This window comes from Mycolicibacterium pyrenivorans (genome assembly GCF_025821625.1).
GTDB classification, from domain to species: domain Bacteria; phylum Actinomycetota; class Actinomycetes; order Mycobacteriales; family Mycobacteriaceae; genus Mycobacterium; species Mycobacterium pyrenivorans.
The window spans coordinates 1-26,500 of sequence record NZ_JACKSH010000028.1; the positions used below are offsets into that span (position 1 = coordinate 1).

General features: G+C 67.3%; 29 protein-coding genes and 1 pseudogene. 10 read left to right on the forward strand and 20 right to left on the reverse strand.

Features of this window, described 5'->3' with window-relative positions:
* Positions 1-280: 280 nt before the first annotated feature.
* From H7I57_RS04880 to lmeA, 6 genes are all read right to left on the reverse strand, one after another.
* Entirely contained in the window at positions 281-583 is a 303-nt protein-coding gene (locus H7I57_RS04880) for a DUF1416 domain-containing protein (RefSeq protein WP_264022225.1), read from the reverse strand.
* A gap of 1 nt (position 584) precedes the next feature.
* The gene (locus tag H7I57_RS04885; protein WP_264022226.1) at positions 585-1,418 is read right to left on the reverse strand and encodes a sulfurtransferase; all 834 of its coding nucleotides are present in this window, start codon (positions 1,416-1,418) and stop codon (positions 585-587) included.
* Positions 1,419-1,464: 46 nt separating this feature from the next.
* Entirely contained in the window at positions 1,465-1,950 is a 486-nt protein-coding gene (locus tag H7I57_RS04890) for a DUF4395 domain-containing protein (RefSeq protein WP_372510125.1), read from the reverse strand.
* Between the two features lie 97 nt (positions 1,951-2,047).
* Positions 2,048-2,164, reverse strand: coding sequence for an Ms5788A family Cys-rich leader peptide (locus tag H7I57_RS33700; RefSeq protein WP_372510126.1), 117 nt, complete (start codon positions 2,162-2,164; stop codon positions 2,048-2,050).
* Between the two features lie 5 nt (positions 2,165-2,169).
* On the reverse strand, positions 2,170-2,592 hold the full coding sequence (locus tag H7I57_RS04895; protein ID WP_264022227.1) for a thioredoxin family protein: 423 nt from the start codon (positions 2,590-2,592) through the stop codon (positions 2,170-2,172).
* On the reverse strand, positions 2,589-3,404 hold the full coding sequence (gene lmeA, locus H7I57_RS04900) for a mannan chain length control protein LmeA (RefSeq protein WP_264022228.1): 816 nt from the start codon (positions 3,402-3,404) through the stop codon (positions 2,589-2,591). Before lmeA ends, H7I57_RS04895 begins: the two co-directional genes overlap by 4 nt.
* A 172-nt stretch (positions 3,405-3,576) precedes the next feature.
* Here lmeA and H7I57_RS04905 point away from each other — a divergent pair, with 172 nt between their 5' ends.
* The 3 genes from H7I57_RS04905 to H7I57_RS04915 all read left to right on the forward strand — a co-directional run bounded on the left by H7I57_RS04905 (position 3,577) and on the right by H7I57_RS04915 (position 6,595).
* Positions 3,577-4,362, forward strand: a complete 786-nt coding sequence (locus H7I57_RS04905) for a winged helix-turn-helix transcriptional regulator (protein ID WP_264022229.1) — start codon at positions 3,577-3,579, stop codon at positions 4,360-4,362.
* Positions 4,359-5,243: a mycothiol synthase gene (gene mshD / locus H7I57_RS04910; protein WP_264022230.1), complete on the forward strand. Its 885-nt coding sequence runs from the start codon at positions 4,359-4,361 to the stop codon at positions 5,241-5,243. The genes H7I57_RS04905 and mshD overlap by 4 nt, the downstream gene beginning before the upstream one ends.
* A 98-nt stretch (positions 5,244-5,341) precedes the next feature.
* Entirely contained in the window at positions 5,342-6,595 is a 1,254-nt protein-coding gene (locus tag H7I57_RS04915; RefSeq protein ID WP_264022231.1) for an MFS transporter, read from the forward strand.
* Here H7I57_RS04915 and arsA read toward each other — a convergent pair.
* The 6 genes and pseudogenes from arsA to H7I57_RS04945 all read right to left on the reverse strand — a co-directional run bounded on the left by arsA (position 6,567) and on the right by H7I57_RS04945 (position 12,106).
* Entirely contained in the window at positions 6,567-8,339 is a 1,773-nt protein-coding gene (arsA, locus tag H7I57_RS04920; RefSeq protein ID WP_264022232.1) for an arsenical pump-driving ATPase, read from the reverse strand. The two genes, H7I57_RS04915 and arsA, sit on opposite strands and share 29 nt — an antisense overlap.
* Before the next feature lie 13 nt (positions 8,340-8,352).
* Positions 8,353-8,754, reverse strand: a complete 402-nt coding sequence (arsD, locus tag H7I57_RS04925) for an arsenite efflux transporter metallochaperone ArsD (protein ID WP_264022233.1) — start codon at positions 8,752-8,754, stop codon at positions 8,353-8,355.
* Positions 8,755-8,784: 30 nt separating this feature from the next.
* Positions 8,785-9,228 (reverse strand): arsenate-mycothiol transferase ArsC, encoded by a 444-nt coding sequence (locus tag H7I57_RS04930; RefSeq protein WP_275080910.1) that lies wholly within the window; start codon positions 9,226-9,228, stop codon positions 8,785-8,787.
* Entirely contained in the window at positions 9,225-10,319 is a 1,095-nt protein-coding gene (arsB, locus tag H7I57_RS04935; protein WP_275080911.1) for an ACR3 family arsenite efflux transporter, read from the reverse strand. Before arsB ends, H7I57_RS04930 begins: the two co-directional genes overlap by 4 nt.
* Complete coding sequence (locus tag H7I57_RS04940; RefSeq protein WP_264022234.1) at positions 10,316-10,690, reverse strand: ArsR/SmtB family transcription factor; 375 nt, start codon at positions 10,688-10,690, stop codon at positions 10,316-10,318. The genes arsB and H7I57_RS04940 overlap by 4 nt, the downstream gene beginning before the upstream one ends.
* Before the next feature lie 81 nt (positions 10,691-10,771).
* Positions 10,772-12,106 (reverse strand): annotated as a pseudogene (locus tag H7I57_RS04945) (NAD(P)-binding domain-containing protein).
* A gap of 85 nt (positions 12,107-12,191) precedes the next feature.
* Between H7I57_RS04945 and H7I57_RS04950 the strand changes: the two are divergent.
* Positions 12,192-12,566, forward strand: coding sequence for an ArsR/SmtB family transcription factor (locus H7I57_RS04950; RefSeq protein WP_264022235.1), 375 nt, complete (start codon positions 12,192-12,194; stop codon positions 12,564-12,566).
* A 2-nt stretch (positions 12,567-12,568) separates the two neighbouring features.
* Here H7I57_RS04950 and H7I57_RS04955 read toward each other — a convergent pair whose 3' ends face one another.
* Positions 12,569-13,246, reverse strand: coding sequence for an arsenate reductase ArsC (locus tag H7I57_RS04955; protein ID WP_264022236.1), 678 nt, complete (start codon positions 13,244-13,246; stop codon positions 12,569-12,571).
* A gap of 13 nt (positions 13,247-13,259) precedes the next feature.
* Positions 13,260-13,937: an arsenate reductase/protein-tyrosine-phosphatase family protein gene (locus H7I57_RS04960; RefSeq protein ID WP_264022238.1), complete on the reverse strand. Its 678-nt coding sequence runs from the start codon at positions 13,935-13,937 to the stop codon at positions 13,260-13,262.
* 201 nt (positions 13,938-14,138) lie between these two features.
* On the opposite strand from H7I57_RS04960, the gene pstS reads away from it, so the two are divergent.
* From pstS to pstB, 4 genes are all read left to right on the forward strand, one after another.
* The gene (gene pstS, locus H7I57_RS04965; RefSeq protein ID WP_264022239.1) at positions 14,139-15,269 is read left to right on the forward strand and encodes a phosphate ABC transporter substrate-binding protein PstS; all 1,131 of its coding nucleotides are present in this window, start codon (positions 14,139-14,141) and stop codon (positions 15,267-15,269) included.
* A gap of 94 nt (positions 15,270-15,363) precedes the next feature.
* Positions 15,364-16,332 (forward strand): phosphate ABC transporter permease subunit PstC, encoded by a 969-nt coding sequence (pstC, locus tag H7I57_RS04970; protein WP_264022240.1) that lies wholly within the window; start codon positions 15,364-15,366, stop codon positions 16,330-16,332.
* A complete protein-coding gene (gene pstA, locus H7I57_RS04975) occupies positions 16,329-17,231 on the forward strand; it encodes a phosphate ABC transporter permease PstA (protein WP_264022241.1) in 903 nt (300 codons plus the stop codon). The genes pstC and pstA overlap by 4 nt, the downstream gene beginning before the upstream one ends.
* Before the next feature lie 7 nt (positions 17,232-17,238).
* On the forward strand, positions 17,239-18,015 hold the full coding sequence (pstB, locus tag H7I57_RS04980; protein WP_264022242.1) for a phosphate ABC transporter ATP-binding protein PstB: 777 nt from the start codon (positions 17,239-17,241) through the stop codon (positions 18,013-18,015).
* 62 nt (positions 18,016-18,077) lie between these two features.
* Here the strand turns inward: pstB and phoU are convergent, their stop codons facing one another.
* From phoU to H7I57_RS05005, 5 genes are all read right to left on the reverse strand, one after another.
* On the reverse strand, positions 18,078-18,755 hold the full coding sequence (phoU, locus tag H7I57_RS04985) for a phosphate signaling complex protein PhoU (RefSeq protein ID WP_264022244.1): 678 nt from the start codon (positions 18,753-18,755) through the stop codon (positions 18,078-18,080).
* Between the two features lie 98 nt (positions 18,756-18,853).
* Positions 18,854-20,839, reverse strand: coding sequence for an LCP family protein (locus H7I57_RS04990; RefSeq protein WP_264022245.1), 1,986 nt, complete (start codon positions 20,837-20,839; stop codon positions 18,854-18,856).
* Between the two features lie 211 nt (positions 20,840-21,050).
* Complete coding sequence (dusB, locus tag H7I57_RS04995) at positions 21,051-22,184, reverse strand: tRNA dihydrouridine synthase DusB (RefSeq protein WP_275080916.1); 1,134 nt, start codon at positions 22,182-22,184, stop codon at positions 21,051-21,053.
* A gap of 29 nt (positions 22,185-22,213) precedes the next feature.
* Positions 22,214-23,218: an acyl-ACP desaturase gene (locus tag H7I57_RS05000; RefSeq protein ID WP_264022247.1), complete on the reverse strand. Its 1,005-nt coding sequence runs from the start codon at positions 23,216-23,218 to the stop codon at positions 22,214-22,216.
* A 106-nt stretch (positions 23,219-23,324) separates the two neighbouring features.
* Complete coding sequence (locus tag H7I57_RS05005; RefSeq protein ID WP_264022248.1) at positions 23,325-23,906, reverse strand: TetR/AcrR family transcriptional regulator; 582 nt, start codon at positions 23,904-23,906, stop codon at positions 23,325-23,327.
* 92 nt (positions 23,907-23,998) lie between these two features.
* On the opposite strand from H7I57_RS05005, the gene H7I57_RS05010 reads away from it, so the two are divergent.
* On the forward strand, positions 23,999-25,018 hold the full coding sequence (locus H7I57_RS05010) for an oxygenase MpaB family protein (RefSeq protein ID WP_264022249.1): 1,020 nt from the start codon (positions 23,999-24,001) through the stop codon (positions 25,016-25,018).
* Between the two features lie 4 nt (positions 25,019-25,022).
* Here the strand turns inward: H7I57_RS05010 and H7I57_RS05015 are convergent, their stop codons facing one another.
* Positions 25,023-25,391, reverse strand: coding sequence for a DUF2510 domain-containing protein (locus H7I57_RS05015; protein ID WP_264022250.1), 369 nt, complete (start codon positions 25,389-25,391; stop codon positions 25,023-25,025).
* 66 nt (positions 25,392-25,457) lie between these two features.
* On the opposite strand from H7I57_RS05015, the gene H7I57_RS05020 reads away from it, so the two are divergent.
* Positions 25,458-26,357: a serine/threonine-protein kinase gene (locus tag H7I57_RS05020; RefSeq protein WP_264022251.1), complete on the forward strand. Its 900-nt coding sequence runs from the start codon at positions 25,458-25,460 to the stop codon at positions 26,355-26,357.
* Positions 26,358-26,500 lie beyond the last annotated feature (143 nt).

A 26,500-nucleotide genomic window follows, 5' to 3' on the forward strand; every position in this document is an offset into this window, starting at 1 on the left:
GCGCTCACCGCAGCCATCTGGCACAACGACACCATCGGCGCCACCGTCCGCCGATCACTGACCGCCTACGACCACTAACCCTTGGAATCACTCATCTAGGTGGTCATCGCGGCACGCCGCGAATTGGTTCTCGCGGCGAGCCGCGAATGGGGCGGGGTTGACCCACGGCCAGCAGCGAAGCGGCCCCGCCATATGTTGGTCGACAACAGCTAATCGTGCAGCTGTTTTCACAGCAAGATCAGCGCAACGCCCGGTGACGGGCGCGTTAAAATACGCGTCATCACGCGACCTTGACGTCGACCTCGTGAATGCCCGCGCCGGACGGCGCGACGCTGACGTCACCGTTGCCCGCGGGGGACAGGGCGCGTAGCGTCCACGTGCCGGGCGCGGCAAAGAACCGGAAGTCACCGGTGGCCGACGCGACGACCTCGGCGGTGAACTCGTCAGAGCTGTCCAGCAGACGCACGAACGCGCCTCCCACAACCTGACCCGAGCCGTCGACGACGCGGCCGGTGATCACCGTCTCCTTCTCGAGGTCGACGCCCGCGGGCAATGTCAGTCCTTGCTTGGGTGCAGAGCACATATCAACTTCCCAACTCGATCGGGGCCCCCACCAGGGAGCCGTATTCGGTCCAACTGCCGTCGTAGTTCTTGACGTTCTTGTGTCCCAGCAGCTCCTGCAGCACGAACCAGGTGTGCGATGAGCGCTCACCGATGCGGCAGTAGGCGATGGTCTCCTTCTCGCCGTCCAGGCCGGCCTCGGCGTAGAGCTTGGCCAGGTCCTCGTCGGACTTGAAGGTGCCGTCCTCGTTGGCGGCCTTGCTCCACGGCACGTTGATGGCGCCGGGGATGTGGCCGGGACGCTGGCTCTGCTCCTGCGGCAGGTGCGCCGGGGCCAGGATCTTGCCGGAGAACTCGTCGGGGGAGCGCACGTCGACCAGGTTCTTCGCGCCGATCGCGGCGATCACCTCGTCGCGGAAGGCGCGGATGCTGGTGTCGGGGTCCTTGGCGGTGTAGGTGGTGGCCGATCGGTTCACCGGTTCCTTGGACAGCGGGCGGGCGTCGAGCTCCCACTTCTTGCGGCCGCCGTCGAGGAGCTTCACATCCTGATGGCCGTACAGCTTGAAGTACCAGTAGGCGTACGCGGCGAACCAGTTGTTGTTGCCGCCGTAGAGCACCACGGTGTCGTCGTTGCCGATGCCGCGCTCGGACAGCAGCTTGGAGAACTGCTCGGCGTCGACGAAGTCACGACGGACCGGATCCTGCAGGTCGGTCTTCCAGTCGAGCCTGACCGCCCCCGGGATGTGACCGGTGTCGTAGGCGCTGGTGTCCTCGTCGACCTCGACGAAGACGGTGTTCGGCGCGTCGAGATTGCTCTCGGCCCAGTCAGCGGTGACCAGGACGTCGGAGCGTGCCATGTAGGAGATCCTTTCGGTTGCTCTTGAAGTGTGGAGAAACGGTGGGTTATGGCGCGGTGGCGGAGGCACGCGGCTTCGGGCGAAGCCGTGCGGCGAGCGGGTAGAGACGGCAGCCGAGGCAGATCCCGAAGGCCGCGTTGAGCAGCGCCGCCACGAGCGCGCAGCCCGTGGCGACCAGACCCAGCAGCAGGAGACCGCTGGAGAAAGCGATGACGCCGACGACGGCGAACACGAGGCCGACCAGCTGGGCGAACTTCAGTGGGGCGGCGGGCTCGCGGTCGGTGACCGGCCCGAGCCGGGGAGCGATCAGCGTGGCGAACACCAGGCCATAGGGATGCTTCCGGGGACCCAGCACGGCGCCGACGGCGAAGACCACTGCCTGGACACCCAGGATCACCGCCGCGGCGGCCGCACTAGAGGGGGCTGCCAGCAGCGTGACGACGAGAACGACGGTGGTGACCCATGCGACGAAGCGCGGTCCGCGCATGTCGACCTGCTCCGGCACCTGGGTGCTCGCACGGGTCTGTGTGATGTTCGACAAAGCTGTGCTCCTGTTGCTGGGAATGGCTGGACGCGGCGGATCACAAAACCCGCTCGCGGAGTGCGGCGCGAAGAGACGGCGCGGCTACTCAGCAGCTGCAACAACAACAGCAACAACCCGCGACGCGGCACAGATCGACTGCGCGGCGCTTGGTGAGCGAAAGCTCGAGGCGGGCTGACACGGTCGACAGCTTACCCAATGACACGGTGATCAAGCCAACAGCGGTTCCAGTGCCGACCGCAGCTCAGCGGCGGTCGGCACCCCCGAGGCGCGATAACGCGCCTGACCATCGGCATCGAAGATGAGCGTCGTCGGCAGCGACAGCACCGAAAGCTTGCGCGCCGCCTCCGGATCGGCGTCCAGGTCGATCTCCACGTGCGCCACGGCGGGCAGGTCCGCACACACCTGGTCGACGACCTTGCGCACCCCCACACACGGGCCACACCACTCCGCGCTGAAATGCACGACGGTCGGCCCGGTCTGCGACAGCCCCAGCTCGCCGGGCTCGAGATGGGGATACTTCGCCGCCGCCGTGCGCAGGCCCGTCCGCAGCGTCAGCAGCCTGCCAACCACCAACGCCAATCCGAACGCCGCGATCAGCACCGCGATGACCGCTACCCATGAAGAGCTCATGACAGTCTGAACTCGTTGAGATCGATGGTTACTCCCTCGGCGATGCCCTCGATGATCACGTCGGAGCCGCGCGCGCCCTCGCTCGTTGGTGTGATGCCGAACGGCAACTTCTGGCCGGGCAGGCTGGCGGAGAAGGCAGCCAGCACCGCGGGCAGCTTGTCCTCGGGTACTTCCCGGTCGGCGGTACCCGGCCCGGACAACACCCCGGTCGCGGTCATCACCAGTGTGGTCGCATCCGGTCCGGCAATGGACAGGTCCACCGAGATGCTGACCCGTTCGTCGACACCGGCCTGTTTCGGGGTGCCGGTGAAGACCAGTCCTCGGTTGCCCGAGATTCCCGACTCGGTGGTTCCGCCGGTCGAGTCGTCGGTCTCCTCGGTGGGTGCCTCGACGAGCAGGTCGGGGATTCCCATGTACCTGCCGACGTGGGTGGAATCGATGATGATCCGGCTCTCCACCTTGGCGACGGCGAGCGTCGCATCCGGCGGGATCAGCCAGGAGTTCTCCCCGAGTTCGATCGAGTGCAGGGTCGCTTCCAGCGATGCCTTGCCGACGACAGGGTGATCAACGCCACTGGCCTTGATCTCGACCTCGTCGTAGTGGTGGCGCATCGCCTGCGGGGCGAACGGGAAGCCGAGGATCGCCACCGACGGGTCCCAGTTCAGGTTCGCGGCGCTCCGAACGCTTCTGGCCAGGCGGTATTCGGCGTAGATGGCGGCCCCGAAGTCCGCGCCGACGACGCCGACGACCACCGCGGACAGGGTCGCCAGGGCGCCGATCACGAGTTTGCGCACGCCGACATTGTTGCCCACCGAGTGGGGATGATCGGTTCGACGCGGCTATCTGGCAGGTGGCGCGCTATCGTTAGACAACCATCGGCCGGGTAACGGCCACATGTCAGGCATGAATCTGGGAAGTCACCGCGCGACAAGGTTGTCTCGACGGTGTCCCGGCGAATGATCTCCACTCCTGTTGGAGGGCCAGTTGGATCTACTGCTACTGACGGTTGACCCACATCCCGAGTCGGTGCTGCCGTCGTTGTCTCTGCTGGCGCACAACGTGCGCACGGCGCCGACCGAGGTGTCGTCGCTGCTGGAGGCCGGAACCGCGGATGTGGCGATCGTCGACGCGCGCACCGACCTGGCCGCCGCGCGCGGCCTGTGTCGTCTGCTCGGGACGACGGGCTCATCGGTCCCGGTCGTTGCGGTCGTCAACGAAGGCGGCCTGGTCGCCGTCAACGTCGAGTGGGGCCTGGACGAGATCCTGCTGCCCAGCACCGGCCCCGCCGAGATCGATGCCCGGCTGCGGCTGCTGGTCGGGCGCCGGGGCGGGGTGGCCAACCAGGAGAACCTCGGCAAGATCAGCCTCGGTGAGCTCGTCATCGACGAGGGCACCTACACCGCGAGGCTGCGGGGACGCCCCCTCGATCTGACCTACAAGGAATTCGAGCTGCTGAAGTACCTCGCGCAGCACGCCGGCCGGGTGTTCACGCGCGCTCAACTCCTCCAGGAGGTCTGGGGGTACGACTTCTTCGGCGGCACCCGCACCGTCGACGTACACGTGCGGCGCCTGCGGGCCAAGCTCGGCACCGAGTACGAGTCGCTGATCGGAACGGTGCGCAACGTCGGCTACAAGGCGGTCAGGCCCGCTCGCGGCCGCCCGCCCGCACCCGGATCGGAACTCCCAGAGGATTTCGACGACGATCCGTACGAGGACGGCGGGCCCGACGGCGTGCCGACCCCACTGGCCGACCAGCTGCCCGGTAAGTGAGCCGGCTCGACTGGCGCCCGCGGCTGTCCGGGGCAGAGCAGCAGGGTGTGCGCGAGATCATCAGTGCAGCAACGAAATTCGACAACACGGCGCCCGTCGGCGACCAGGTGTTGCGTGAGTTGGCGCATGACCGTACGCACCATCTGATCGCCGCGGACGCAGCGGGAAAGCTCACCGGCTACCTGAACCTGACGCCGGAGATGGCCGAGCTGGTGGTGACCCCCGACGCGCGCAGGCAGGGCGTCGGCACGGCGCTGATCCGTGCGGCGTTGGACCGGACGGCAGGCCGCAGCCGGTTCTGGGCGCACGGCACCCTGGCCGCGGCGGAGGCGACAGCGGCCGCCGTCGGGCTGAGCCCGGTGCGCCGGCTGTTGCAGATGCGACGCTCGCTGCGGGACGTGCCGGACGCCGCCATTCCCGACGGGGTGCGGATTCGCACGTATGCGGGGCCGGCCGACGACGCCGAGATCCTGCGCGTCAACAACGCGGCGTTCTCCTGGCATCCGGAGCAGGGCGGCTGGACGGACTCCGAGATCGCCGAACGGCGCGGGGAGTCATGGTTCGAGCCCGACGGGCTGTTCCTGGCCTTCGACGACACCGGTGAGCGTCTGCTCGGCTTCCACTGGACCAAGGTGCACGCGGACAAACCCGGTGTCGGCGAGGTCTACGTCGTCGGAGTCGATCCCGCCGCCCAAGGCAGCGGCCTGGGCCGGACCCTGACAGTGGTGGGGATGGCGTGGTTGGCGCAGCGGCTTGCCGCGGCGGCCGAGCCGACGGTGATGCTGTACACCGAATCCGACAACACCGCCGCGGTGCGCACGTATGAGCGGCTGGGCTTCACGGTGTACAGCACCGACACCGCATTCGCACTGCCGCAGTGAGGTCCTGAGAATCCGGGCCTCAACATATTGACATTTGTCGATGTGTGGATCACGGTTGGATGCATCGAACAATGTCGATATGAGGAGCCGACCGCCACATGAGCGATGCTGGCGCGGCTCCGCGCCGTTCGCCCTCGGATGCGGGGTTGCGCCGGGTCCTGGTGACGCTGTGCCTGACTCAGATCACCAGTTGGGGAGTGCTGTATTACGCGTTCCCGGTGCTGTCGGTACAGATCACCGCGAGCACCGGCTGGTCGCCGCCGGCGGTGACCGCCGCGTTCTCCGCGGCGCTGGTCACCTCGGCGCTGGTCGGTGTCGGGGTGGGCCGGCGGCTCGATCGCCACGGACCCCATGCGGTGATGACCGCCGGTGCCGTTCTGGGGCCGGCGTCGTTGGTTGCGGTCGCATTCTCCCCGACCCTGGCCTGGTTCATCGCGGCGTGGGTCGCAGTCGGGGTGGCGATGGGCGCGGTGCTCTATCCGCCCGCGTTCGCCGCGTTGACCCGCTGGTACGGCCCGCGTCACGTCGGTGCGCTGACGATTCTCACCCTCGTCGCCGGACTGGCCAGCACTGTGTTCGCACCCCTGACCGCAGCCCTGGCCAGTGTGATGGATTGGCGCACCACATATCTCGTGCTCGCCGCCATCCTGGCCGCGGTCACCGTTCCCGCACATCTGATCGGCTTGCGCCGGCCCTGGCCGCCCGCACCGCAACGCCGAACTGCGGAACCGGCCACCCGCACCGCCCGCAGTCGTCCCTTCGTCGCCCTGACGATGGCGTTCGCGCTGGCGACCTGTGCCTCCTACGCGGTCATCGTGAACCTGATCCCGCTGATGACCGAGCGCGGAATCAGCACGAACGCGGCCGCATTGGCGCTGGGTCTCGGAGGTGTCGGCCAGGTGGTCGGCCGCCTCGGCTACCGCAGCCTGGTACGCCGCGTCGGTGTCCGATCCCGCACTGCGCTGGTGTTCTCCGGAATCGCGGTCACGACAACACTTCTCGGCGTCTTCACGTCGCTGGCCGCCCTGATCGCGGTGGTGGTTCTCGGCGGGTTCGTGCGGGGAATCATGACACTGCTACAAGCGACCGCGGTCACCGAGCGTTGGGGGGCAACGCATTACGGGCATCTGAGCGGAATGATCGCCGCGCCGGTCACCCTGGCCACCGCTGCGGGTCCCTGGATCGGAGCGGTCCTCGCCGACCTCCTCAACGGGTATGTTCCGATGTTCCTGCTGCTCGGCAGTGTCGGCATCCTCGCGGCACTGATCGGCCTGGCCACCATGCCGGCCCGGGTGCACACCGAGGTGTCTGCGCCCGACGCCGCTAGACCGCGGGGGCCGGTGACTCGGTGAGCGCTTCCAGGGCGGGGATGCCGACGGGTTCGGTCGCCAGTAGCGGCACCACCGCAACCCGATCCGCGTGGTCGGATCTCACCTTGTCGATCTCGGGCAGCTCGGCGGCTGCCCGCCGACGCAGCAGTGGTGTCGTCGGATGTGCGGCAGCCAGCGAGTTGTTGACCACCCAGGCCCACGGGTGGATCTGAGCGCGTTCGAGTTCCTCCTGGAGCCCTGCGGCCTCGAGGACCGGTGTGGTTTCGGCGAGGGTCACGATGATCACCTTTGTGAGGCCGGGGTCCTGCAGGCGCATCAGCGGGGCGGTGAAGTGTCGGTTGCCGAGTTGCCGGGCCACCTCGCGGTGGTAGGAGCCGGTGGCATCGAGCAGCAGCAGGGTGTGCCCGGTCGGCGCGGTGTCGACGACGACGAACTTGTTCCTCGATTCACCGATCACCCGCGAGAAAGCTTGGAACACCGCCACTTCCTCGGTGCACGGCGAGCGCAGATCCTCTTCGAGCATCGAACGGCCCTGCTCGTCGAGCGCGGCACCTTTGGTGGCGAGCACATGATCGCGGTAGGCGCGGGTCGCCTCGGCCGGGTCGATACTCGACACGTGCAGGTTCGGCAGCGTCCCGTGCAGCATGTCGGAGAGATGCCCGGCGGGATCGGTCGTCGTCAGGTGCACGGGGTGGCCACGGTCGGCGAGGGCGACGGCGATCGCGGCCGCGATCGCCGTCTTGCCCACTCCGCCCTTGCCCATACACAGGACCAATCCGTGGTCGCCGGTGGCGAGTTCGTCGATCAGGGCCGCCAGCGGGGCGTCCGCCACGTCGAGGGCCGGGTCCTCGTCGACCGCCGGCATGGCCGCGCCCGGGGCGAACAGCGACTCCAGCGCATCGACTCCGACGATGTTGGTGGCCTTCAGGTCCACCTGATCGAGAGGTAGCGTCCTCAGCTCGTCGGGGAGTGCTGCGATGGCCTCTTGCTCGCGCTCGTAGATCGCCGCAGCGAGTGGGTCGCTGTGTCCGGCGGGGGCGGGTAGCACCCCGTTGATCACGACATATTGGTGGGTCAGGCCGATCGCGGCGAGTTCCCGGTGTGTGCGGGTGATCTCGGTGAGTGTCGAGCGCTGGGCGCGGGCCACGAGCACGAGGCGGGTGCGGCGGGGGTCGGCCAAAGCGGCGACCGCCCCGGCGTAGCGGGTCCGTTGCTTGTCGAGACCCGACAGGGGTCCGAGGCAGGACGCGTCGCCCTTGCCCTCGTCGAGGAAGTCCGTCCAGGAGCCGGGCAACTGCAGCAACCGGATGGTGTGCCCGGTCGGTGCGGTGTCGAACAGCACGTGGTCGAACTGGCTGACCGGGCCGTCGGAATCGGTGAGGAGTTCGGTGAACTCGTTGAAGGAGGCGATCTCGGTGGTGCATGAGCCGGAGAGCTGTTCGGTGATCGACTTGATTTCCGCGTCGGGCAGCAGGCCGCGCACGGGGGCGACGATGCGTTCCCGGTAGGCCTGCGCAGCCTGTTCGGGGTCGATCTCCAGCGCCGACAGCCCTTCGACGGTGGTGATCGGGGTGATGGTGTTGCCGATCTGCAGCCCGAAGACCTGGCCGACGTTGGACGCCGGATCGGTGCTGACCAAGAGCACCCGTTTGCCGTCGCGGGCCAGATGGATCGCGGCGGCGCACGCGATCGAGGTCTTGCCCACCCCGCCCTTGCCGGTGAAGAACAAGAAGCGCGGCGGAACGTCGAGGAACCCCGGGGTCATCGGTCAATACCCGCTAGCAGCAGCCGGTCGCGTCCGGGCTGTCGCTGCTGCAGCAACCGCCTCCGGCGCCGGGGGACTCGTCGAGGTCGAGCGAGATCCGCCCCGCCGGTTCGTCGATGCCGGCCCAGGCGGCGAGTTGGCCACGATCCGGATAGCGACCGGTCATCGCGGTGACGCCGTCCACCAGCACCAGCGGCAATCCGCCGGACCCGGCGAGGTGCAGAAACGCTCGCACAGTGTCGTTCTCGGCGAACACGCGTGGTTCGCTGGCGAGGTTGTAGCGATAAACGTCGCCACCGCGGCTGGAGACGAAATCCAGGTCGGCAGAGAAGGTCACCAGCTGCTGGTCCACGTCCTCGCCGCAGACTCCGGTCGCGCAGCACAACGCCGGCTCGAATACTTCGACCTTGCTCATACGGCTACCTTGCTCATACGTCCACCTTGCTCATCGAACGGTCTCCTCGGAATGTGTGAGTGATTCGGCGCGCAGCTCGTCGGCGAGCAGACGGACCCGGGCTGCGATGTCGTCGCGCACCAACCGCACCCGTTCGATCCCGTCGATCCCGCGTTCAGAGGGTTCGTCGGTGTCCCAGTTCTCGAACCGGGTGCCCGGCACCGGCTCCACGTGCGCCTCGCGGCCCAGCGTCACGACCACGTCAACGTCCGCGACTATCCGAGGGTCGACGAGTTTCGGTGTCTCCCCGCTGATGTCGACCCCCACCTCACTGAGGCTTTCGGCCGACAGCGCGTTGACGGCCGTTCCCGGTTTGGTGCCTGCGGAATACACGTCGACCGTGTCGCCGGTGAGCCGGCGCATCAGCCCGGCCGCCATTTGCGACTTGCCGCCGTTCTTGACACAGACGAACAGCACGGAGGGTTTGTGCGTCATGACCTCTCCTCGATCATCGCGGCGGCTCGGCGGCGGGCGAAGCGACCTCTCAGCGCCAGTGACACGTAGACGAGGGCGACCAGGACGGGGACCTCGATCAGCGGTCCGACGACCCCGGCAAGTGCCTGCCCGGATGTCGCACCGTAGGTGGCGATGGCCACCGCGATCGCCAGCTCGAAGTTGTTGCCTGCGGCGGTGAACGCGAGGGTGGTGGTGCGCTCGTAGCCCAACCCGATCGCGGTGCCGACGAGGAAGCCGCCGCCCCACATGATGGCGAAGTAGGCGAGCAGCGGCAGCGCGATCCTCGCGACATCCCATGGCCTCGAGATGATCTGGTCGCCCTGCAGCGCGAACAGGATGACGATGGTGAACAGTAGGCCGTACAGTGCCCACGGCCCGATTCTGGGCAGGAACCTGCTCTCGTACCACTCGCGGCCCTTGGCCTTCTCGCCGAACCGGCGCGTCAGATAGCCGGCCAGCAGGGGTATTCCGAGGAAGATGAGGACCGACTTGGCGATCTGCCACACCGAGGTGTCGATGGTCGTCTGCTCCAGTCCGAGCCACCCCGGCAGCACGGAGAGATAGAACCAGCCCAGAACCGCGAACATGACGACCTGGAACACCGAGTTGATCGCGACGAGCACCGCGGCGGCCTCCCGATCGCCGCAGGCGAGGTCGTTCCAGATGATGACCATCGCGATGCAGCGAGCGAGGCCGACGATGATCAAGCCGGTGCGGTACTCGGGAAGATCCGGAAGCAGCAGCCACGCCAGGGTGAACATCAGCGCCGGACCGAGGATCCAGTTCAGGAACAGTGAGGACACAAGGAGCCTGCGGTCGCCGGTGACCGTGTCGAGTCGGTCGTAGCGGACCTTGGCCAACACCGGGTACATCATGACGAGCAGGCCGATGGCGATGGGGAGCGAAATCCCGTCGAGTTCAACCGCACTCAACGCTTCGCCAAGGCCCGGGATCATCCGGCCGAGCAGCAGTCCCGCGACCATGGCAACGCCGATCCACAGCGGCAGCAGTCGGTCCAGCGTGGACAGCTTCGCCACGACGGTGCTGTGGGCGTCGGTCGGTGCGCTCATCGCACAATCTCCTCGATGCAGGTCTCAGATGGTGTGGCGGTTCCGCCCTCGGTTTGCAGGACCGCTGAAAGTCGTTGCAGCGCTGCGGGGATGATCCGGTAGTAGACCCACGAGCCACGTCGCTCGCTGTCCAGGATGCCTGCCGACCGAAGCACCTTGAGGTGGTGGGAGATCGTCGGTTGGGACAGATCGAAGGTTCCGGAGATGTCGCAGACGCAGGCTTCGGCACCGGAATGGCCGGCGATCAAGCTCAACAGTCGCAGTCGCACGGGGTCGCCGAGTGCCTTGAACATCTGGGCAAGGGAAACGCACGCCGCTTCGTCGAGTGCCGCCCTGTCGGGGGCGCAGAGCAGCGTCGGCTGATTCGACATCCTTCGATATTGACAGGTATCGAATCGGTCGGCAAACCGAGGGCCGCGCGATGCCGAGCCCGGGGACGCACTGCAGTGGTGTCACGTGCCAATCGGATTGAGCGACAACGACAGCGGCGGTGTTTCCGCGGGGGCGGACCCGCAGCCGCTCGGTTCCGGCACCTCGGGTGCATCGGCCAGGCCCGCACCGTTGCACACGCCCGTCTCGGGTAACACCAGCTCCACGCGCCGGGCGCCGTCGTGATCACCGGCCAGTTCGGCAGCCACGCTGCGCACCTGCTCATAGCCGGTCAAGGCGAGAAACGTCGGTGCCCGGCCGTAGGACTTCATCCCGACGATGTAGAGGCCCGGCTCCTCCGGATGCGTCAACTCGGCGGCGCCGTGCGGTGGCACGCTGCCACACGAATGCACGTTGGGGTCGATCTCGGGGGCCAGTTCGAGCGGCGCCTGCAGCACGGGATCGAGTGCGAGGCGCATCTCCGACAGGAACGACAGGTCCGGCCGGAAGCCGGTCAGCACCACCACGTGGTCGGCCGGTGGCAGCGCGCGCCCGTCCTCGGCGATGAGCACCGCCCGTCCGCCGTCGAGGTCGACACGTTCGGTTCGGAACCCGGTGACCATCGTGGCCAGACCGGCATCCACCGCTGCGTGGGCACGGGCGCCGAGTGCGCCGCGTTGCGGCAGGGCGTCGGACGCGCCGCCGCCGAATGTGTCGCCGATGACCCCGCGGCGGAGGACCCAGGTCACCGTGGTGGCGGGGTGCCTGCGGACGACCTCCGCCAGCTCGATCACCGCCGTCATGGCGGAATGGCCGCTGCCCACGATCACGATGTGCCGGTCGGCCCAGGTGGTCGAGTCCGCGGGGGTGGGAGGCGTTTACGTCACCACGCCCGCTGCGGCGGCCGCCCGCTCCCCGAGAGCGGGAAGGCCGTCGGCGCCCGCCGGACTGGGCTGTGACCAGGTGCCCGACGCATCGATGACCGCGCGAGCGGACCACGCCGATTCGCGCCCGTCGTGCTCGATGGCGTGCACGACGAACGGCGCGCTGTCGCGGCCCTCGGTCACCACCCGGTCATGTCCACGCCGCGACACCCCGGTCACCCGGGTGCGATAGCGGACGCGCTCACCGAGCGCGTCGGCCAGTGGCGTCAGGTACGCGTCGACCCATTCGCCGCCGGTGGGATAACCGGCCCGCGGGGCCGTCCAACCCGTTGGCTCCAGCACGCGGGCGGCCGCGGAGTCCACCAGCTCGGGCCAGGGGGAGAACGTTCGGATGCGCGACCACTGCGCAACCGCGGCACCCGGGCCGGTGCCGGCCTCGAACACCACGGCGTCCAGGCCCCGCTCGAGCAGATGGGCGGCCGCGGCCAGCCCCTGTGGGCCGGCGCCGATCACGACAACAGGCAACTCGGACATCGCACTCCTCACATCGATGATCTTCGATGCGTCCCACTGTGCTCAATGCATCGAAGTTTGTCAATATGTATGCCATGATGGGGTCATGACCAGCGCAGCGACGCCCGTCGGTGTCGACCACCTCGCGGCCTGCTGTTCCCCGATGACCGGCGGCATTCTCGACGACGCGGCGAGCGAGCGGCTCGCCGCGGTGTTCAAGGCCCTCGCCGATCCGGCCCGGGTCAAGCTGCTGTCCCTGATCGCCGCGGCCGACTGTGGCGAGGCGTGTGCATGCGACCTGACCGTTCCGCTGGGTCTGAGTCAGCCGACGGTGTCACACCACATGAAGTTGCTCGTCGGAGCCGGGCTGGTCGAGCGCGAACAGCGAGGTAAATGGGCGTACTACCGGGTCGACCACGACGCGCTGGAGCGCGTCGCGGCGTTGATCGCTCCCGGGCGCCGGCCTCCGGCCCGAGGATGAGACTATCCGGCGGCCGGGACGTCGAGTTCGGTGAGTAGTGCGCGGACCCGACTCTCGATCTCGTCGCGGATCGGTCTGACATCCTCGACGCTCTGGCCGGCCGGATCGTCGAGCTTCCATTCCTCGTAGCGACGGCCGGGGAACACCGGGCAGGCGTCGCCGCACCCCATGGTGATGATCACGTCGGCCGCGCGCACGATCTCGTCTGTCCAGGGCTTGGGATACTCGCGGGAGATGTCGATGCCGCGCTCGGCCATGGCCGCCACTGCGGCCGGGTTCACCTCGTTGCCCGGTTCGGAGCCGCCGGACCAGGCAACGGCGGCGTCGCCCGCCATCGTGGTGAAGAAGCCCATCGCCATCTGTGACCGCCCGGCGTTGTGGGTGCAAAGGAACAATACGGTCGGCTTACCGTCGTGGTGCTTGCCCTCCACCTTGGCCAGGGCCCGAAGTCGTTGCCGGGCAAAGCGTTCGGCGAGAAGCGGGAGGAAGTTGGGGATGCTGGCGCGGCCGGCGAACTGGTCGTAGGACGAATGCAGGAAGCGTTCGATGGTCTCGACGCCGTAGATGTCGTCGAACTCCTTCTGCAGCTGGGTTGCGGCGGACTTCAGCGCCAGGCGCTGATCGATGGACAGGTCCTGTCTGATGTGCGAATCGGCTGTGGGTGTGGCGCTGTCGGTCATGGTGTTCTCCTTGTCAGGCGGACTTCACATTGGGTACGAGATGCACAATCCGGTCGGTGAGCTCGCCGACCGCGGCATCGAAGGCCTCGACGCGCTCGGTGCGGGCCGGGTCGGGGACCGACCAGTGCAGGCGGGTCAGCTCGCCGGGCAGCTCCTCATGGGCGTTGTCGCAGACCGCGATGACCAGATCGTCGGCGGCCAGCACATCGCCCAGATGGCGCGGTGTGTGCGGGCGCAGATGCAGCTTGTGACGGCGTGCGGCGGCAACCGCCCCGGGGTGGACGCGGGCGGCGGGGTGGGTGCCCGCCGAGGTGGCGGGCAGCTCACTGCGACGGTTCCAGATCGCCGCGGCGAGCTGGCTGCGCGCGGAGTTCTGGGTGCAGACGAAGACCACCCGGTGGGCGCGGCGCTGCGCGGAGGGCACCAGCGTTTCCAGTGCCGGGCGGTTGAGGCTCAGATAGGTCCGTCGACCGTCGGCTTCGGAGCGGGTGTCGCGGACGACGCCGGCCCTCTTGAGCACGCCGAGATGGTGGGCCAGCAGGTTCGACTGCATGTCCAGCACGGCGCGCAGCTCAGACGGCGAGGCGTCGGCCAGCAGCAGGTGATCGACGATCGCCAGCCGGGCGGGGTCGGAGAGCGCGGCGAAGACGGCGGCGCGCCTCGCCGTGCCGGCATTTACCTCAATGGACATTGACTCAATGGATACTGAGGTAAATGCGTCACGTCAATCCCTGCTGCGGATTCGTCGCCTCACCCCCCTCGCCGGTTCATCTTCCGTTCACCATCCGTAGGGCATCGATTCACAGGTAGCCCCTAGGTTCACAGCCGAGCGGCGAAAGTTCTGCTCGGCGCGACATGCGTTTTCCCCGAATCCGTACTTCAAAGGAGCTTCGTGAAGGTCAAAAAGACTGGTGCCGCGGTGAGCCTGCTGGCTGCCGGCACCCTGATGCTGTCGGCGTGTGGCAGTGACGACAACACCGCCTCCTCGGGATCAGGTGACACGGGCTCGGCGCCGACCGGCGACTGCGGCGGCAAGGAGTCGCTGAAGGCCAGTGGTTCGTCCGCGCAGGCCAACGCGATGACCCGGTTCATCAACGCCTACGAGAAGGACTGCCCCGGGTTCACCCTCAACTACACCTCCTCCGGCTCCGGCGCCGGCGTCTCCGAGTTCATCGGCGGGCAGACCGACTTCGGCGGCTCGGATTCTCCGCTGAGTGCCGAGAAGGGCGAGTACGACAGGGCCAAGGAACGCTGCGGCGGCAGCGACGCGTGGAACCTGCCCGCGGTCTTCGGTCCGATCGCAGTCACCTACAACGTCGAGGGTGTCGACGGCCTCGTGCTCGACGGCCCCACGCTGGGCAAGATCTTCAACGGCACCGTCAAGACGTGGGACGCCCCCGAGATCGCGGCGCTCAACGAAGGCGCCACGCTCCCGGCCGCTCCGATCAACGTGATCTTCCGCAGCGACGAGTCGGGCACCACCGACAACTTCCAGAAGTACCTGGATGCAGCCTCGGACGGCGCGTGGGGCAAGGGCGCGGGCAAGTCGTTCGCCGGCGGTGTCGGCGAGGGCGCGAAGGGCAACGAGGGCACCTCGGCGGCCATCGCGAGCACCCCCGGGTCGATCACCTACAACGAGTGGTCCTTCGCCAAGGCGCAGAACCTGTCCATCGCCAAGATCATCACCTCGGCGGGACCCGAGCCGGTCGAACTGAACACGGAATCGGCGGGAGTGGCCATCGACGGCGTGAAGTTCAAGGGTGAGGGCAACGACCTCGTTCTCGACACGGCGTCGTTCTACATGCCCACCGAGCCGGGGTCGTACCCGATCATGCTCGCGGCCTACGAGATCGTCTGCTCGCAGTACCCCGATCCCGAGGTGGCCACCGCGGTGAAGGCGTTCATGCACTCGGCGCTCGGCAACGGGCAGACCGGTCTCGAGGAGAACGGCTACATCCCGGTGCCCGAGGCGTTCAAGACTCGGCTCACCGAGGCCGTCGACGCCATCAACTCGACGTCCTAGTAGTCACCACCAGATGGCCGTTACACCGGACTCGACCGCTGTGGGCTCGTCAGCAGGATCGACGAGCCCACAGCAGATCGGGGATACTCCCGAAATGCCCACGAAACCCGGCAAAGGGTCGGCACTGAGACGGGGCGAGGGACGCTGGGGCGACACCGTCTTCAAGTCGATCGCGGTCGCCGCAGGCGCCACCATCATCGGCGCGATCGCCCTGATGGCGCTCTTCCTGATCGTCAAGGCGATCCCGTCGCTGCAGGCCAACCAGGCCAACTTCCTCACCAGCACCGAGTTCCTCACCAGCGACTCGGACAACCTGCGCTTCGGCGTTCGCGACCTGTTCATGGTGACGGTGCTCAGCTCGGTGTTCGCCCTGGCGATCGCCGTGCCCATCGCCATCGGCATCGCGGCGTTCCTGACGAATTACGCGCCGAGTCGCCTGGCGAAACCGTTCGCGATGCTGGTGGATCTGCTGGCGGCGGTGCCGTCCATCGTGTTCGGTTTGTGGGGCATCTTCGTGCTCGCTCCCTGGCTCACCCCGGTGGCGACACTGCTCAACGAGAATCTCGGCTGGTTCTTCCTGTTCTCGGACGGCAACGTGTCGCTGGCCGGCGGCGGAACGATCTTCACCGCGGGCATCGTGCTGGCGGTGATGATCCTGCCGATCATCACGTCGGTCACCCGCGAGGTGTTCGCGCTCACCCCGCGCGGACACGTCGAGGCGGCGCAGGCACTCGGCGCCACCAAGTGGGAAGTCGTCCGGATGACGGTGTTCCCCTACGGACGCAGCGGAATGATCGCCGCGTCGATGCTCGGTCTGGGGCGGGCACTCGGTGAGACGATCGCGATCCTGATCATCCTGCGCACCGCCGCGCAGGCCGGCACCTGGTCGCTGTTCGACGGCGGCTACACGTTCGCGTCCAAGATCGCCTCGGCAGCAGCGGAGTTCAGTGCACCGCTGCCGACAGGTGCTTACATCGCCGCCGGCTTCGTGCTGTTCGCGCTGACCTTCGTGGTCAACGCGCTGGCTCGGGCAGCGGCAGGCGGAAGGGTCAGTGGAGGATGACGGCAACACTCGACCAGGCGGTGAAGGGTCCCACCTTCCACCCGGTCAGCACCAGTCGCAAGGTGAAGAACGCGCTGGCGACAACGCTTTTCACCGCGTCGTTCGTGGTGGCGATGGTCCCGCTGGCCTGGCTGATCTACACCGTGCTCGCCAAGGGCGTCACCGCCATCGGGTCGTCGACGTGGTGGACCAACTCGCTGGCCGGCGTGCTCCCGGAGCAGTTCGCCGGCGGTGTCTACCACGCGATCTACGGCACACTCATCCAGGCGGCGATCGCCGCCGTGCTCTCGGTGCCCCTCGGCGTCATGGCTGCGGTGTACCTGGTCGAATACGGCCGGGGCCGGTTCGCCAAGGTCACCACGTTCATGGTCGACATCCTGGCCGGTGTGCCGTCGATCGTGGCCGCGCTCTTCATCTTCGCGTTGTGGATCGCGACCCTGGGATTCGAGCAGAGCGCGTTCGCGGTCGCGCTGGCGCTGGTGCTGCTGATGCTTCCCGTCGTCGTCCGCAACACCGAGGAGATGCTGAAACTCGTGCCGGACGAGTTGCGGGAAGCCTCCTACGCGTTGGGCATCCCGAAATGGAAGACGATCGTGCGCGTCGTCGTGCCCACCGCCCTGCCGGGAATGCTCAGCGGCATCCTGCTGGCCCTCGCCCGCGTCATGGGTGAGACGGCGCCGGTGCTGGTGCTCGTCGGCTACAGCCGGTCGATCAACATGGATGCCTTCGAAGGCAACATGGCGTCGCTGCCGCTGCTGATCTACACCGAGCTGGTGAACCCGGAAGCGGCTGGCGCGCTGCGGGTCTGGGGCGCTGCGCTGACCCTCATCCTGATCATTGCGGCGCTGTACCTCGGTGCTGCCTTCATCAACCGATACCTGACGCGGAACAGAGTTTAGGAGCCTCATGGCCAAGCGGCTGGATCTCAAGGATCTCAACATCTACTACGGTTCGTTCCACGCCGTCGCCGACGTGAGCTTGTCTGTCACGCCGCGAAGCGTCACCGCGTTCATCGGACCGTCGGGCTGCGGCAAGTCGACCGTGCTACGAACCCTCAACCGGATGCACGAGGTGCTGCCCGGTGCGCGCGTCGAGGGCTCGGTGCTGCTCGACGGTGAGGACATCTATGCCTCGGGCATCGACCCGGTGAGTGTCCGCAAGACCATCGGCATGGTGTTTCAGCGGCCGAACCCGTTCCCTACCATGTCGATTCGGGACAACGTGGTGGCCGGGCTGAAGCTGCAGGGGGCGCGCAGCAAGAAGAACCTCGACGAGGTGGCGGAGCGGTCACTCAAGGGCGCCAATCTCTGGAACGAGGTCAAGGACCGCCTGGACAAGCCGGGCGGCGGACTGTCCGGCGGCCAGCAACAGCGCCTGTGCATCGCGCGGGCGATCGCCGTGCAGCCCGACGTGTTGTTGATGGACGAGCCGTGCTCTGCCCTCGACCCGATCTCCACGCTGGCGATCGAGGACCTCATCGCGGAACTGAAGCAGGATTACACGATCGTCATCGTCACCCACAACATGCAGCAGGCCGCTCGTGTCAGTGATCAGACGGCGTTCTTCAACCTGGAGGCCACCGGTAAGCCGGGCCGACTCGTCGAGATCGACGACACGGAGAAAATCTTCTCGAACCCGACCCAGAAGGCCACCGAGGACTACATCTCCGGCCGGTTCGGCTAGGCGGTACCGACCAACGAGAAAACCCCCGGGGCCACCCGGGGGTTTGTCGTGTGTCCTGGTCATCAGTGAGAGGCAGGCAACTCCGACACCTCTTCGTCGTCGGAGGTCTTTCCGGTGATCTGGAAGATGACCCGGCGAGCCACCTCGACCGCGTGGTCGGCGAACCGCTCGTAGAAGCGGCCCAGCAGCGTCACGTCGACGGCAGCGGCGACGCCGTACTTCCACTCACGGTCCATCAGCACGGTGAACAGATGCCGGTGCAGATCGTCCATCGCATCGTCCTCTTCGCGGATCCGCGCGGCCTTCTCCGGATCGCGGGTGATCAGCACCTCCTGGGCGCTGTTGCCGAGTTCCACTGCGACCCTGCCCATTTCGGCGAAGTAACCGTTGACCTCTTCGGGCAGCGCATGCTGAGGGTGGCGGCGGCGCGCGATCTTGGCGACGTGCAGCGCCAGCGCCCCCATCCGGTCGACGTCGGCGACGATCTGGATCGAGCCGACGATGGCCCGCAGATCGCCGGCGACCGGAGCCTGCAGCGCCAGGAGCACGAAGGCGCTCTCCTCGGCGCGAACGCTCATCGCTGCGATTTGATCGTGGTCGGTGATGACCTGCTCGGCAAGCGCCAGATCAGCCTGCAGCAGTGCCTGAGTGGCTCGCTCCATGGCCTTTCCCGCCAGCCCACACATGTCACCGAGCTGACTGGTCAGGGCATCCAACTGCTCGTGGTACGCGGTTCGCATCACGCAAGCCTACGGCCTGACCTGCTCCATCGTCACGAACAGTCCGGTGAACGAAAGGTGAATGCCACCTGCCCGAACGGCGCCGCGGCGGCCGACGATCATTCGCAGCTGGTGTCGGCGGCGTTGGTGACGGCCAGGTCGTCGGGTAGCTGCGTGGACGTGTCGTCCCTGCCGCGGTGGACGCTGACCTGGACCGGCGACCCGCTGGGGGTCGGGGCGGACACCGCGTCGAAATCGCTGCCGAGCACCACCTGCACCACATCGCCCATGCCGTTGACGCGTTCGATCGTGGGGTTGGCGAACGACGACGCGACGGTGGCGGCAGCCTCCTCGTTCCCGGCGGAGAAGAACACGGTCGTCTGCGACAGCGGACCCGGGTAGTCGTCGGGGGTGATGACGTTGAAGCCGTGCGCCTGCAACGAGTCCGCCGTCGTCGCCCCGAGGCCGGACTGGCCCGTCGAGTTCGACACCTGCACCGTGACGGCCTGAGGGTCGGTGGCGATCGCGTCGACCACTTCGTCGTCGGCCGTGGTGGTCTCACCCGGCGCCGAGTCGGCCAGCGATTCGGGCGTTCCGGGCACCGGGGTGTTGTCGGGGTTGCGCTCCTCGGGGAGCGGGTCGTCGTTGATGATCGCGCTGAACAGCGCGCGCATGTCGTCGGTGCGGGGCACTTCGTTGCCCCATTCGTCGGCGTATCCGACGGTCGGCACGGTGACGAACGTGATGCGTCCCGCCGTGACGCCCTGAACGGACTGTCCGAGGTCGACGAGGTCCTTGGTGTCCAGGTTGTCGACATAGGAGTCGCCGATGAACATGTTCACGACGTTGTTGAGCTTGGACAGCGAGAAGAACGTCTCCTTGGAGATCAACGAGCGCAGCAGCGACGACAGGAACAGCTGCTGCCGTTTGATGCGGCCGTAATCACCGTTGGTCTCGGTGGTCACCTGGCGGGCGCGGACGTAGTTCAGCGCGGTGTGCCCGTCGACGATCTGGCGGCCCGCGACCGGCAGAACGGTGCCGAGCTCGTAATCCTCCATCGGTGTCGTGCTGCACACCTCGACCCCGCCGAGCGCGTCGACCATCTTGGAGAACCCCGCGAAATCCACCGCCATGAACCGGTTGACGTGCAGGCCCGACAGCTTCTGGACTACCTTGACCAGGCACTTGGGCCCGCCCACGGCGAACGCCGAGTTCAGCTTGTACTCGGTGTAGACCTCTTCCATGCCGTACATCGGCGATTCTTCGTCGGTGATGGGGCCGTACTGCCGGGTCTCCGGGTTCCACGGCTCGCACTCCATCGGGTCGATCTCGAGATCCCGGGGAAACGACACCGCGACGACACGTTCGCGGTTGGCCGGGATGTTCACCAGCATCACCGTGTCCGACCGCGAGCCGGCCGCGTCCTCGGTGGTGCCCGCACCCATCTCGAGGTTGTCGCCGAAGCGGCTGTCGACGCCGACGATGAGGAAGTTCTCGTCGCCGAACTGCGCGTTCGGGTCGACGATGTCGCGGGAATCCGGGTCGAGAGCCGAAACCCGGTTCAGCAGGTTGTTCTTCGCCGACTGCCACTGCCAGGCGCCCCCGGTGAGGGCGAGGGCGAGGACGGCGATCAGTGCCGCCGCCGAACGTCCCAGCAGCACTCCGCGCCGGCGGCCGACGCGCTTGGGTGGGACGCGCAGCGGCACCCTCGGACTGGTCAGGTCAGGGATCTCGGAGGCGGGTACGACCGTCACCGGCAGGATCGTGGTGTCCAGGTCGTCCAGTTCGGGATACGGCTCCGGCTCCGGCTCCGCGCGGTGGCGCTTGGGCGCCACCGGGGCGCCGCCGTTGATCTTGGCGATCAGGTCGGCGACGGTGACGGCTCCGGTATTGCCGTTCGACTCGCGGGACCTGTCGGGCGCCGCGTCGGCGTCCTCGTCCGCCTCGCGCGGGTCGAGGGCGCGCTCCCACGGCGCGGCGCCGGGCAAAGTCTGCCGCGATCGGGTAATCCAATCAGCGTCGTTGTTGTCGCCGCCTCTGTTGTCGCCGTCGGGGAGGGGACGGCCAGGAGGGGCAGCGGAATCTCCCACGCCGCCGTCACTCATGTCCTCACCGGCCTCCGACTCTCACGGCATTCAAGCGCGTCGCGCATCGGCACGATGCGGTGCCGATTGCCTGCTAACTGTCTAGAGCACTCGCTCCGGCTCCGCCACTGGAGCCGGGCTGTTGAACACTCATCGTACTGAGACATCCTGAGAGACATCTAGTCGAACTAAGTCTCGATGTCCTCTCGAAGCTGTCTCGGTCCGAACTGTCTCAACCGCCCGAGTTCATGACCTCGGCGCCGGCCGGCACCGTGCAGTCGTCGGGGTCGTCGAGCCAGCCCTCGGGCAACGTCACCGATCCGGGCGAGCCCTGACGTCCCCGTGGGCCGCCGGCGACGGGAGGGAACGGCACCTCCGGGTCGAGCTCCCCGAGCAGGTCATCCAGCTCGGAAATCGTCTTGACCAGCGCCAATGACCGGCGCAGGTCGGCTCCTGCGGGGAACCCGTGCAGGTACCACGCCACGTGCTTGCGGATGTCCCGCATTCCTTTGTCCTCTCCGAAATGTGCCGCGAGGAGCTCGCCGTGCCGACGGATGATCTGCGCGACTTCACCGAGGTTCGGCGCAGTGGCCGGTGGTTCCCCGGTGAAGGCGGCGGACAACTCGGCGAAAAGCCACGGCCGCCCCAGGCAGCCCCGGCCGATCACCACGCCGTCGCAGCCCGTCGCGGCCATCATGGACAGCGCGTCTCGGGCGTCGAAGATATCACCGTTTCCGAGCACCGGAACATCGGTGACGTGCGCCTTGAGCGCTGCGATCTGCTCCCAGTCGGCGGTTCCGGAGTACCGCTGCGCCGCGGTGCGGGCATGGAGGGCGACGGCCGCCGCCCCTTCCTCGGCGGCGATGCGTCCGGCATCGAGGTGCGTGTGGTGGTTGTCGTCGATGCCGATCCGGAACTTCACCGTGACTGGAATGCCGGTGCCCTCTGTAGCGGTGACTGCGGCGCGCACGATTTTCCCGAACAGCCGGCGCTTGAAGGGGAGGGCGGCCCCACCGCCGCGCCGGGTCACCTTCGGCACCGGGCACCCGAAGTTCATGTCGATGTGGTCGGCCAGGCCTTCGTCGGCGATCATCTTGGCGGCCTTGTACGTGTTCTCCGGATCGACCGTGTAGAGCTGCAGCGACCGCGGCGACTCCTCCGGCGCGAACGTCGTCATGTGCATCGTCACCGGGTGGCGCTCGACGAGGGCGCGCGCGGTCACCATCTCGCACACGTACAGGCCGCTGACCGTCCCGGCGCGGGACAGCTCGAGCTCACGGCACAGCTTGCGGAACGCGACGTTGGTGACCCCGGCCATCGGGGCCAGCACGACCGGACTGCGCAACGCGATCGGCCCGATCCGCAGGGATCGGGCCGAATCGAGTGTCGATGTGCTCACGCCGACGTCGTCACCAACAGGTTCTTCGCCGCCTTCTTCTCGGCCATCTGGGCCAGCCTCGCCTCGCGACGCTGCTTGGCGATCTCGAACTTGTCGACCGCCTCCTGCAGCTCGTCGACGAGGACACCGAGGTCGTCGCGCATCCGGGCCGACTCGCCGTTGAAGTCCTCACGCTCGAAGATGCGCCACTTCTTCAGCACCGGCATCACGATGTCGTCGAGGTGGATGCGGGGGTCGTAGACACCGCCGGAGGCGATGGTGACGGCCCTGCGGCGGAAGTCCGGGATGGTGTAGCCGGGCATCTTGAAGTTGCGCAGCACCTTGTGCAGCGACTTCATCGCCTGGTTGGGGGCGATCTCGAAGCCGGCCTCGGACACGTCGCGGTAGAAGATCATGTGCAGGTTCTCGTCGGCCGACACCCGCTGCAGCAGCTGATCGGCGATCGGCTCCTCGCACGCCTTGCCGGTGTTGCGGTGCGAGACGCGGGTCGCGAGTTCCTGGAACGTCACGTAGATGACCGAGTCGAAGAGGCTCTCGGCGAACAGGTCGGCCTCGATCTGATCGTTCTGGCCGGGGGAGAACCCGCGGGTCATCTGCTCGACGCGCAGCATCTCCAGTTCGACGGGGTCGACGTTGCGGGTGACCACCAGATAGTCGCGCAGCGCGATGCCGTGGCGGTTCTCCTCGGCGGTCCAGCGGTTGACCCAGAAGCCCCACGGGCCGTCCATGCTGAAGTTCATCGCGATCTCGCGGTGGTACGAGGGCAGGTTGTCCTCGGTGAGCAGGTTCACCAGCATCGCGACGCGAGCGACCTCGGACAGCTGCGACTGTTCCGGGTCCCAGTCCTGACCGCCGAGCGCGTAGTAGTTCTTGCCGTCGGACCACGGGATGTAGTCGTGCGGGTTCCAGTCCTTCTTCATTCGCATGTGGCGGTTGACGAGGGGCTCGACGACTGGCTCGAGTTCGGTCAACAGTTGCAGGTCGGTCAGGTCTTTCGACACGACACCTCCCAGTTATCTGTACCTGATGGTTGCACTCAATATATCTGTGTATGCGGGTGACATTCAAGCCGCCACGCCACGGCTCCCGCCCAGGTCGGCGGGCTGTTCACGTCGCCGCCCTGCTGAGCAGTAGCTCAGCGCAGTGGTCGATGAACTGTTCGCGTGTCGCGGTCAACCTGCCGTCGAGGTAGGCCGTAAACAAAGCACTGAGTGCCCCGATCAGGCCGGTGGCAACCATCGCCTGCGTCGTCGGGTCGGTGATCCGGGTGAGCTTGCGTTGCACCAGGTCGATGAAGCTGGGGATCCATGCGGCGCCCGAGCGGGCGAGCACCGGTTCCGCCTCGGGTGCGAGGAGCAGGACCCGTCCGCGGGCGGGATCGTCGACCATCAGCGCGACGAATCGTTCCACGGCGTCACGGGGGCTCTCCGACTTCATCAGCGTCGACATCGCGGTGTTGCACACATCGTCGTAGACCGCCGCGACGTACTCGTCACGGTCGGTGAAACTCTCGTAGAAGTAGCGCTCGGTCAGCCCCGCGGCCCGGCAGACCGCCCGCACTGTCAGGGCCGGACCTCCCGGACTGCCGAGCAGCCCGATGCCCGCGGTGATCAGTTCGTCTCGGCGCAGTGCCTGGCGGTCCTGCAGTGGCACGCCCGACCATCGGCCGCTTCGTTGACCCGGCGGCACATCACTCCTAAGCTTTGTGACAACGTTCGTAGTCAAAATTTCGTAGTCAAAATATCGTGTGGCGACATGACGTGTTCAGGGAAAGGTCACCTGTGACTCAAGATACGTCCGAGGCGTGCCCCGTGACCAGCGGATCCGCGTCAACGACCCCGGAGGTTGCGGCCGGCTGCCCGGTCGCCTCCGGGGGATATGACGCCCCGCCGACGCCTCTCGGCCCGGACTCGCTGACCTGGAAGTACTTCGGCCAGTGGACGGGCCTGTTCCAGGGCCCGTGGGCCGGTTCCATGCAGAACATGCACCCGCAGCTCGGCGCGGCGGTGAAGGAACACTCGATCTTCTTCATGGAGCGCATGCCCCGGCTGCTGCGGTCGATCTATCCGATCGGCGGGGTGGTGTTCGACGGGCACCGCGCACCGAGGACCGGAGCCCAGGTCCGCGACTACCACATCGGCATCAAGGGCGTCGACGACCAGGGCCGCCGGTACAGCGCGCTGAACCCCGACGTCTTCTACTGGGCCCACGCCACGTTCTTCAAGTCCACGTTGCTGGCCGCCGAGCGGTTCGCCGGCGGCTTGACCGACGACCAGCGGCGCCAGCTGTTCGACGAGCACATCACCTGGTACCGCATGTACGGCATGAGCATGCGACCGGTACCCGAGACCTGGGAGGAATTCCAGGAGTACTGGGATCACATGTGCCGCAACGTGTTGGAGAACAACTGGGCGGCCCGTGAGGTTCTCGACCTGTCCACCATGCCCAAGCACCCGTCGCTGGAATGGGTGCCGGACTGGCTGTGGGCGCACAACCTGAAGATCATGCAGCGGTTTCTGCTGTTCATGACCGTCGGGCTCTACGACCCACCGGTTCGTGAGCTGATGGGGTTCACCTGGTCAGCCCGCCAAGAGTGGCTACACCGGCGCATCGGCAACCTGCTGCACCTGGCGACCCGGCTGGCGCCCGACCGCGTGATGATGCACCCGCGCAAGCGATCCGCGATGGATCGGGCCTTCGGCCGGCTGCCCGCGGACGCGCCGCTGGTGGAGACTCCCGCGCGCAATCTGCCGCCTGTCGAGTACCGCGACGACCCGCACTACTACAGCCCGAAGGTCTGACGACCTACCGGCGCGCCACATACGGCGTCCACACCGCTCCGTCGAAATAGCGCAGCCGGCAACGGTATTGGGCATGGTGCTGGGGATCCGGATACCAGCCCGGCTGGACCGGCGGATAGCGGCCGAACGTGCCCCGCGGATCACCCGCCAGGCTGAGCCGGTGCTCGTATTCGGCGCGGGCCGCCAGCCCGGCGTCTCGGACCGCCGCGGCGTGCCGGTGACGGCTGAAGACCACCAGTAAACCGACGACTGCGGTGACCGCGAGGGCCTGGTACCACCCGTGCCACAGCCACCACGACGTCATCGCCAGCACAGTGACGGTCACCGTCGGGTGGCGGCGCCAGAAAGGGCGACGAACATGCTGGTAGAGCATTGCCGTCGATCATACGATTCACCCCGTCAGGTTTGCATCGACTCCGGAACGGCTAGCTTGAAAGTCATGCAGGCGCCGGAGGTTCTGGGCGGTCGCTACGAACTACGGGGTGTTCTCGGCCGCGGTGGCATGGCGGAGGTACGCGACGGCTGGGACATCCGGCTGCACCGTCCGGTCGCCGTCAAACTGCTCTACCCGTCGGTGAGCGCACAGCCCGACGGCACACGCCGATTCGCGACCGAGGCCCGCGCCGCCGCCGCCCTCAACCATCCCCGTGTCGTGGCCGTCCACGATTCGGGCGTGCACCACGGCAGGCCCTACATCGTGTTGGAGCGACTTCCCGGCCAGAGCCTGGCCGATGTGCTGGCCCGCGGTGGGCCGCTGTCCACCGAGTACGTGCGCGCGATCATGCGCGACGTGCTGTCCGCGCTCGGCGCGGCGCACGCTCGCGGGGTGCTGCACCGCGACATCAAACCCGCCAACATCCTGTTCGATCCGTTCGGTGGCGTGAAGATCGCCGACTTCGGCGTCGCCAAGAGCGCTGACACGCCACAGACGCTGACCAACCGGATCTTCGGGACGATGTCCTACCTGCCTGCCGACCGAATCGCGGGCCGGCCGGCCACCGCGGGCGACGACCTGTACGCGCTCGGAGTGGTCGCCTACGAGGCGCTGACGGGACGCCGGGCGTATCCGCAGGGGAATCTGTCCGAACTGGCCGACGCGATCGCCGCCGGGAACGTGACGCCGCTGACCACGTTGCGCCCGGACATCGACCCGGCCCTGGCCCTGACGATCGAGCGGGCGATGGCGCCCGACCCGCGGTGGCGCTTCGGCACCGCCGAACAGATGCGGGCCTGCCTCGACCCGCCGGTGCGGACGCCGCGACGTACCGGTGGGGTGCTCGCTGCCACCGCCGCGATGCTGGCCGTTCTCGTGCTCACCGCGCTGTTGATCGTTGCCTGACGAGTAACCCTCTGACCTGCAGATTCGGTGCGTCGTCCCGGGGTGGACAGATGGCGGATATCGCGTCGCTGACGGACCGATACCGGTCGCGTAACGATCCGCGCGTCGTGTTCAAATTTGCCGGCCGGTGCTGTACTTTCCGG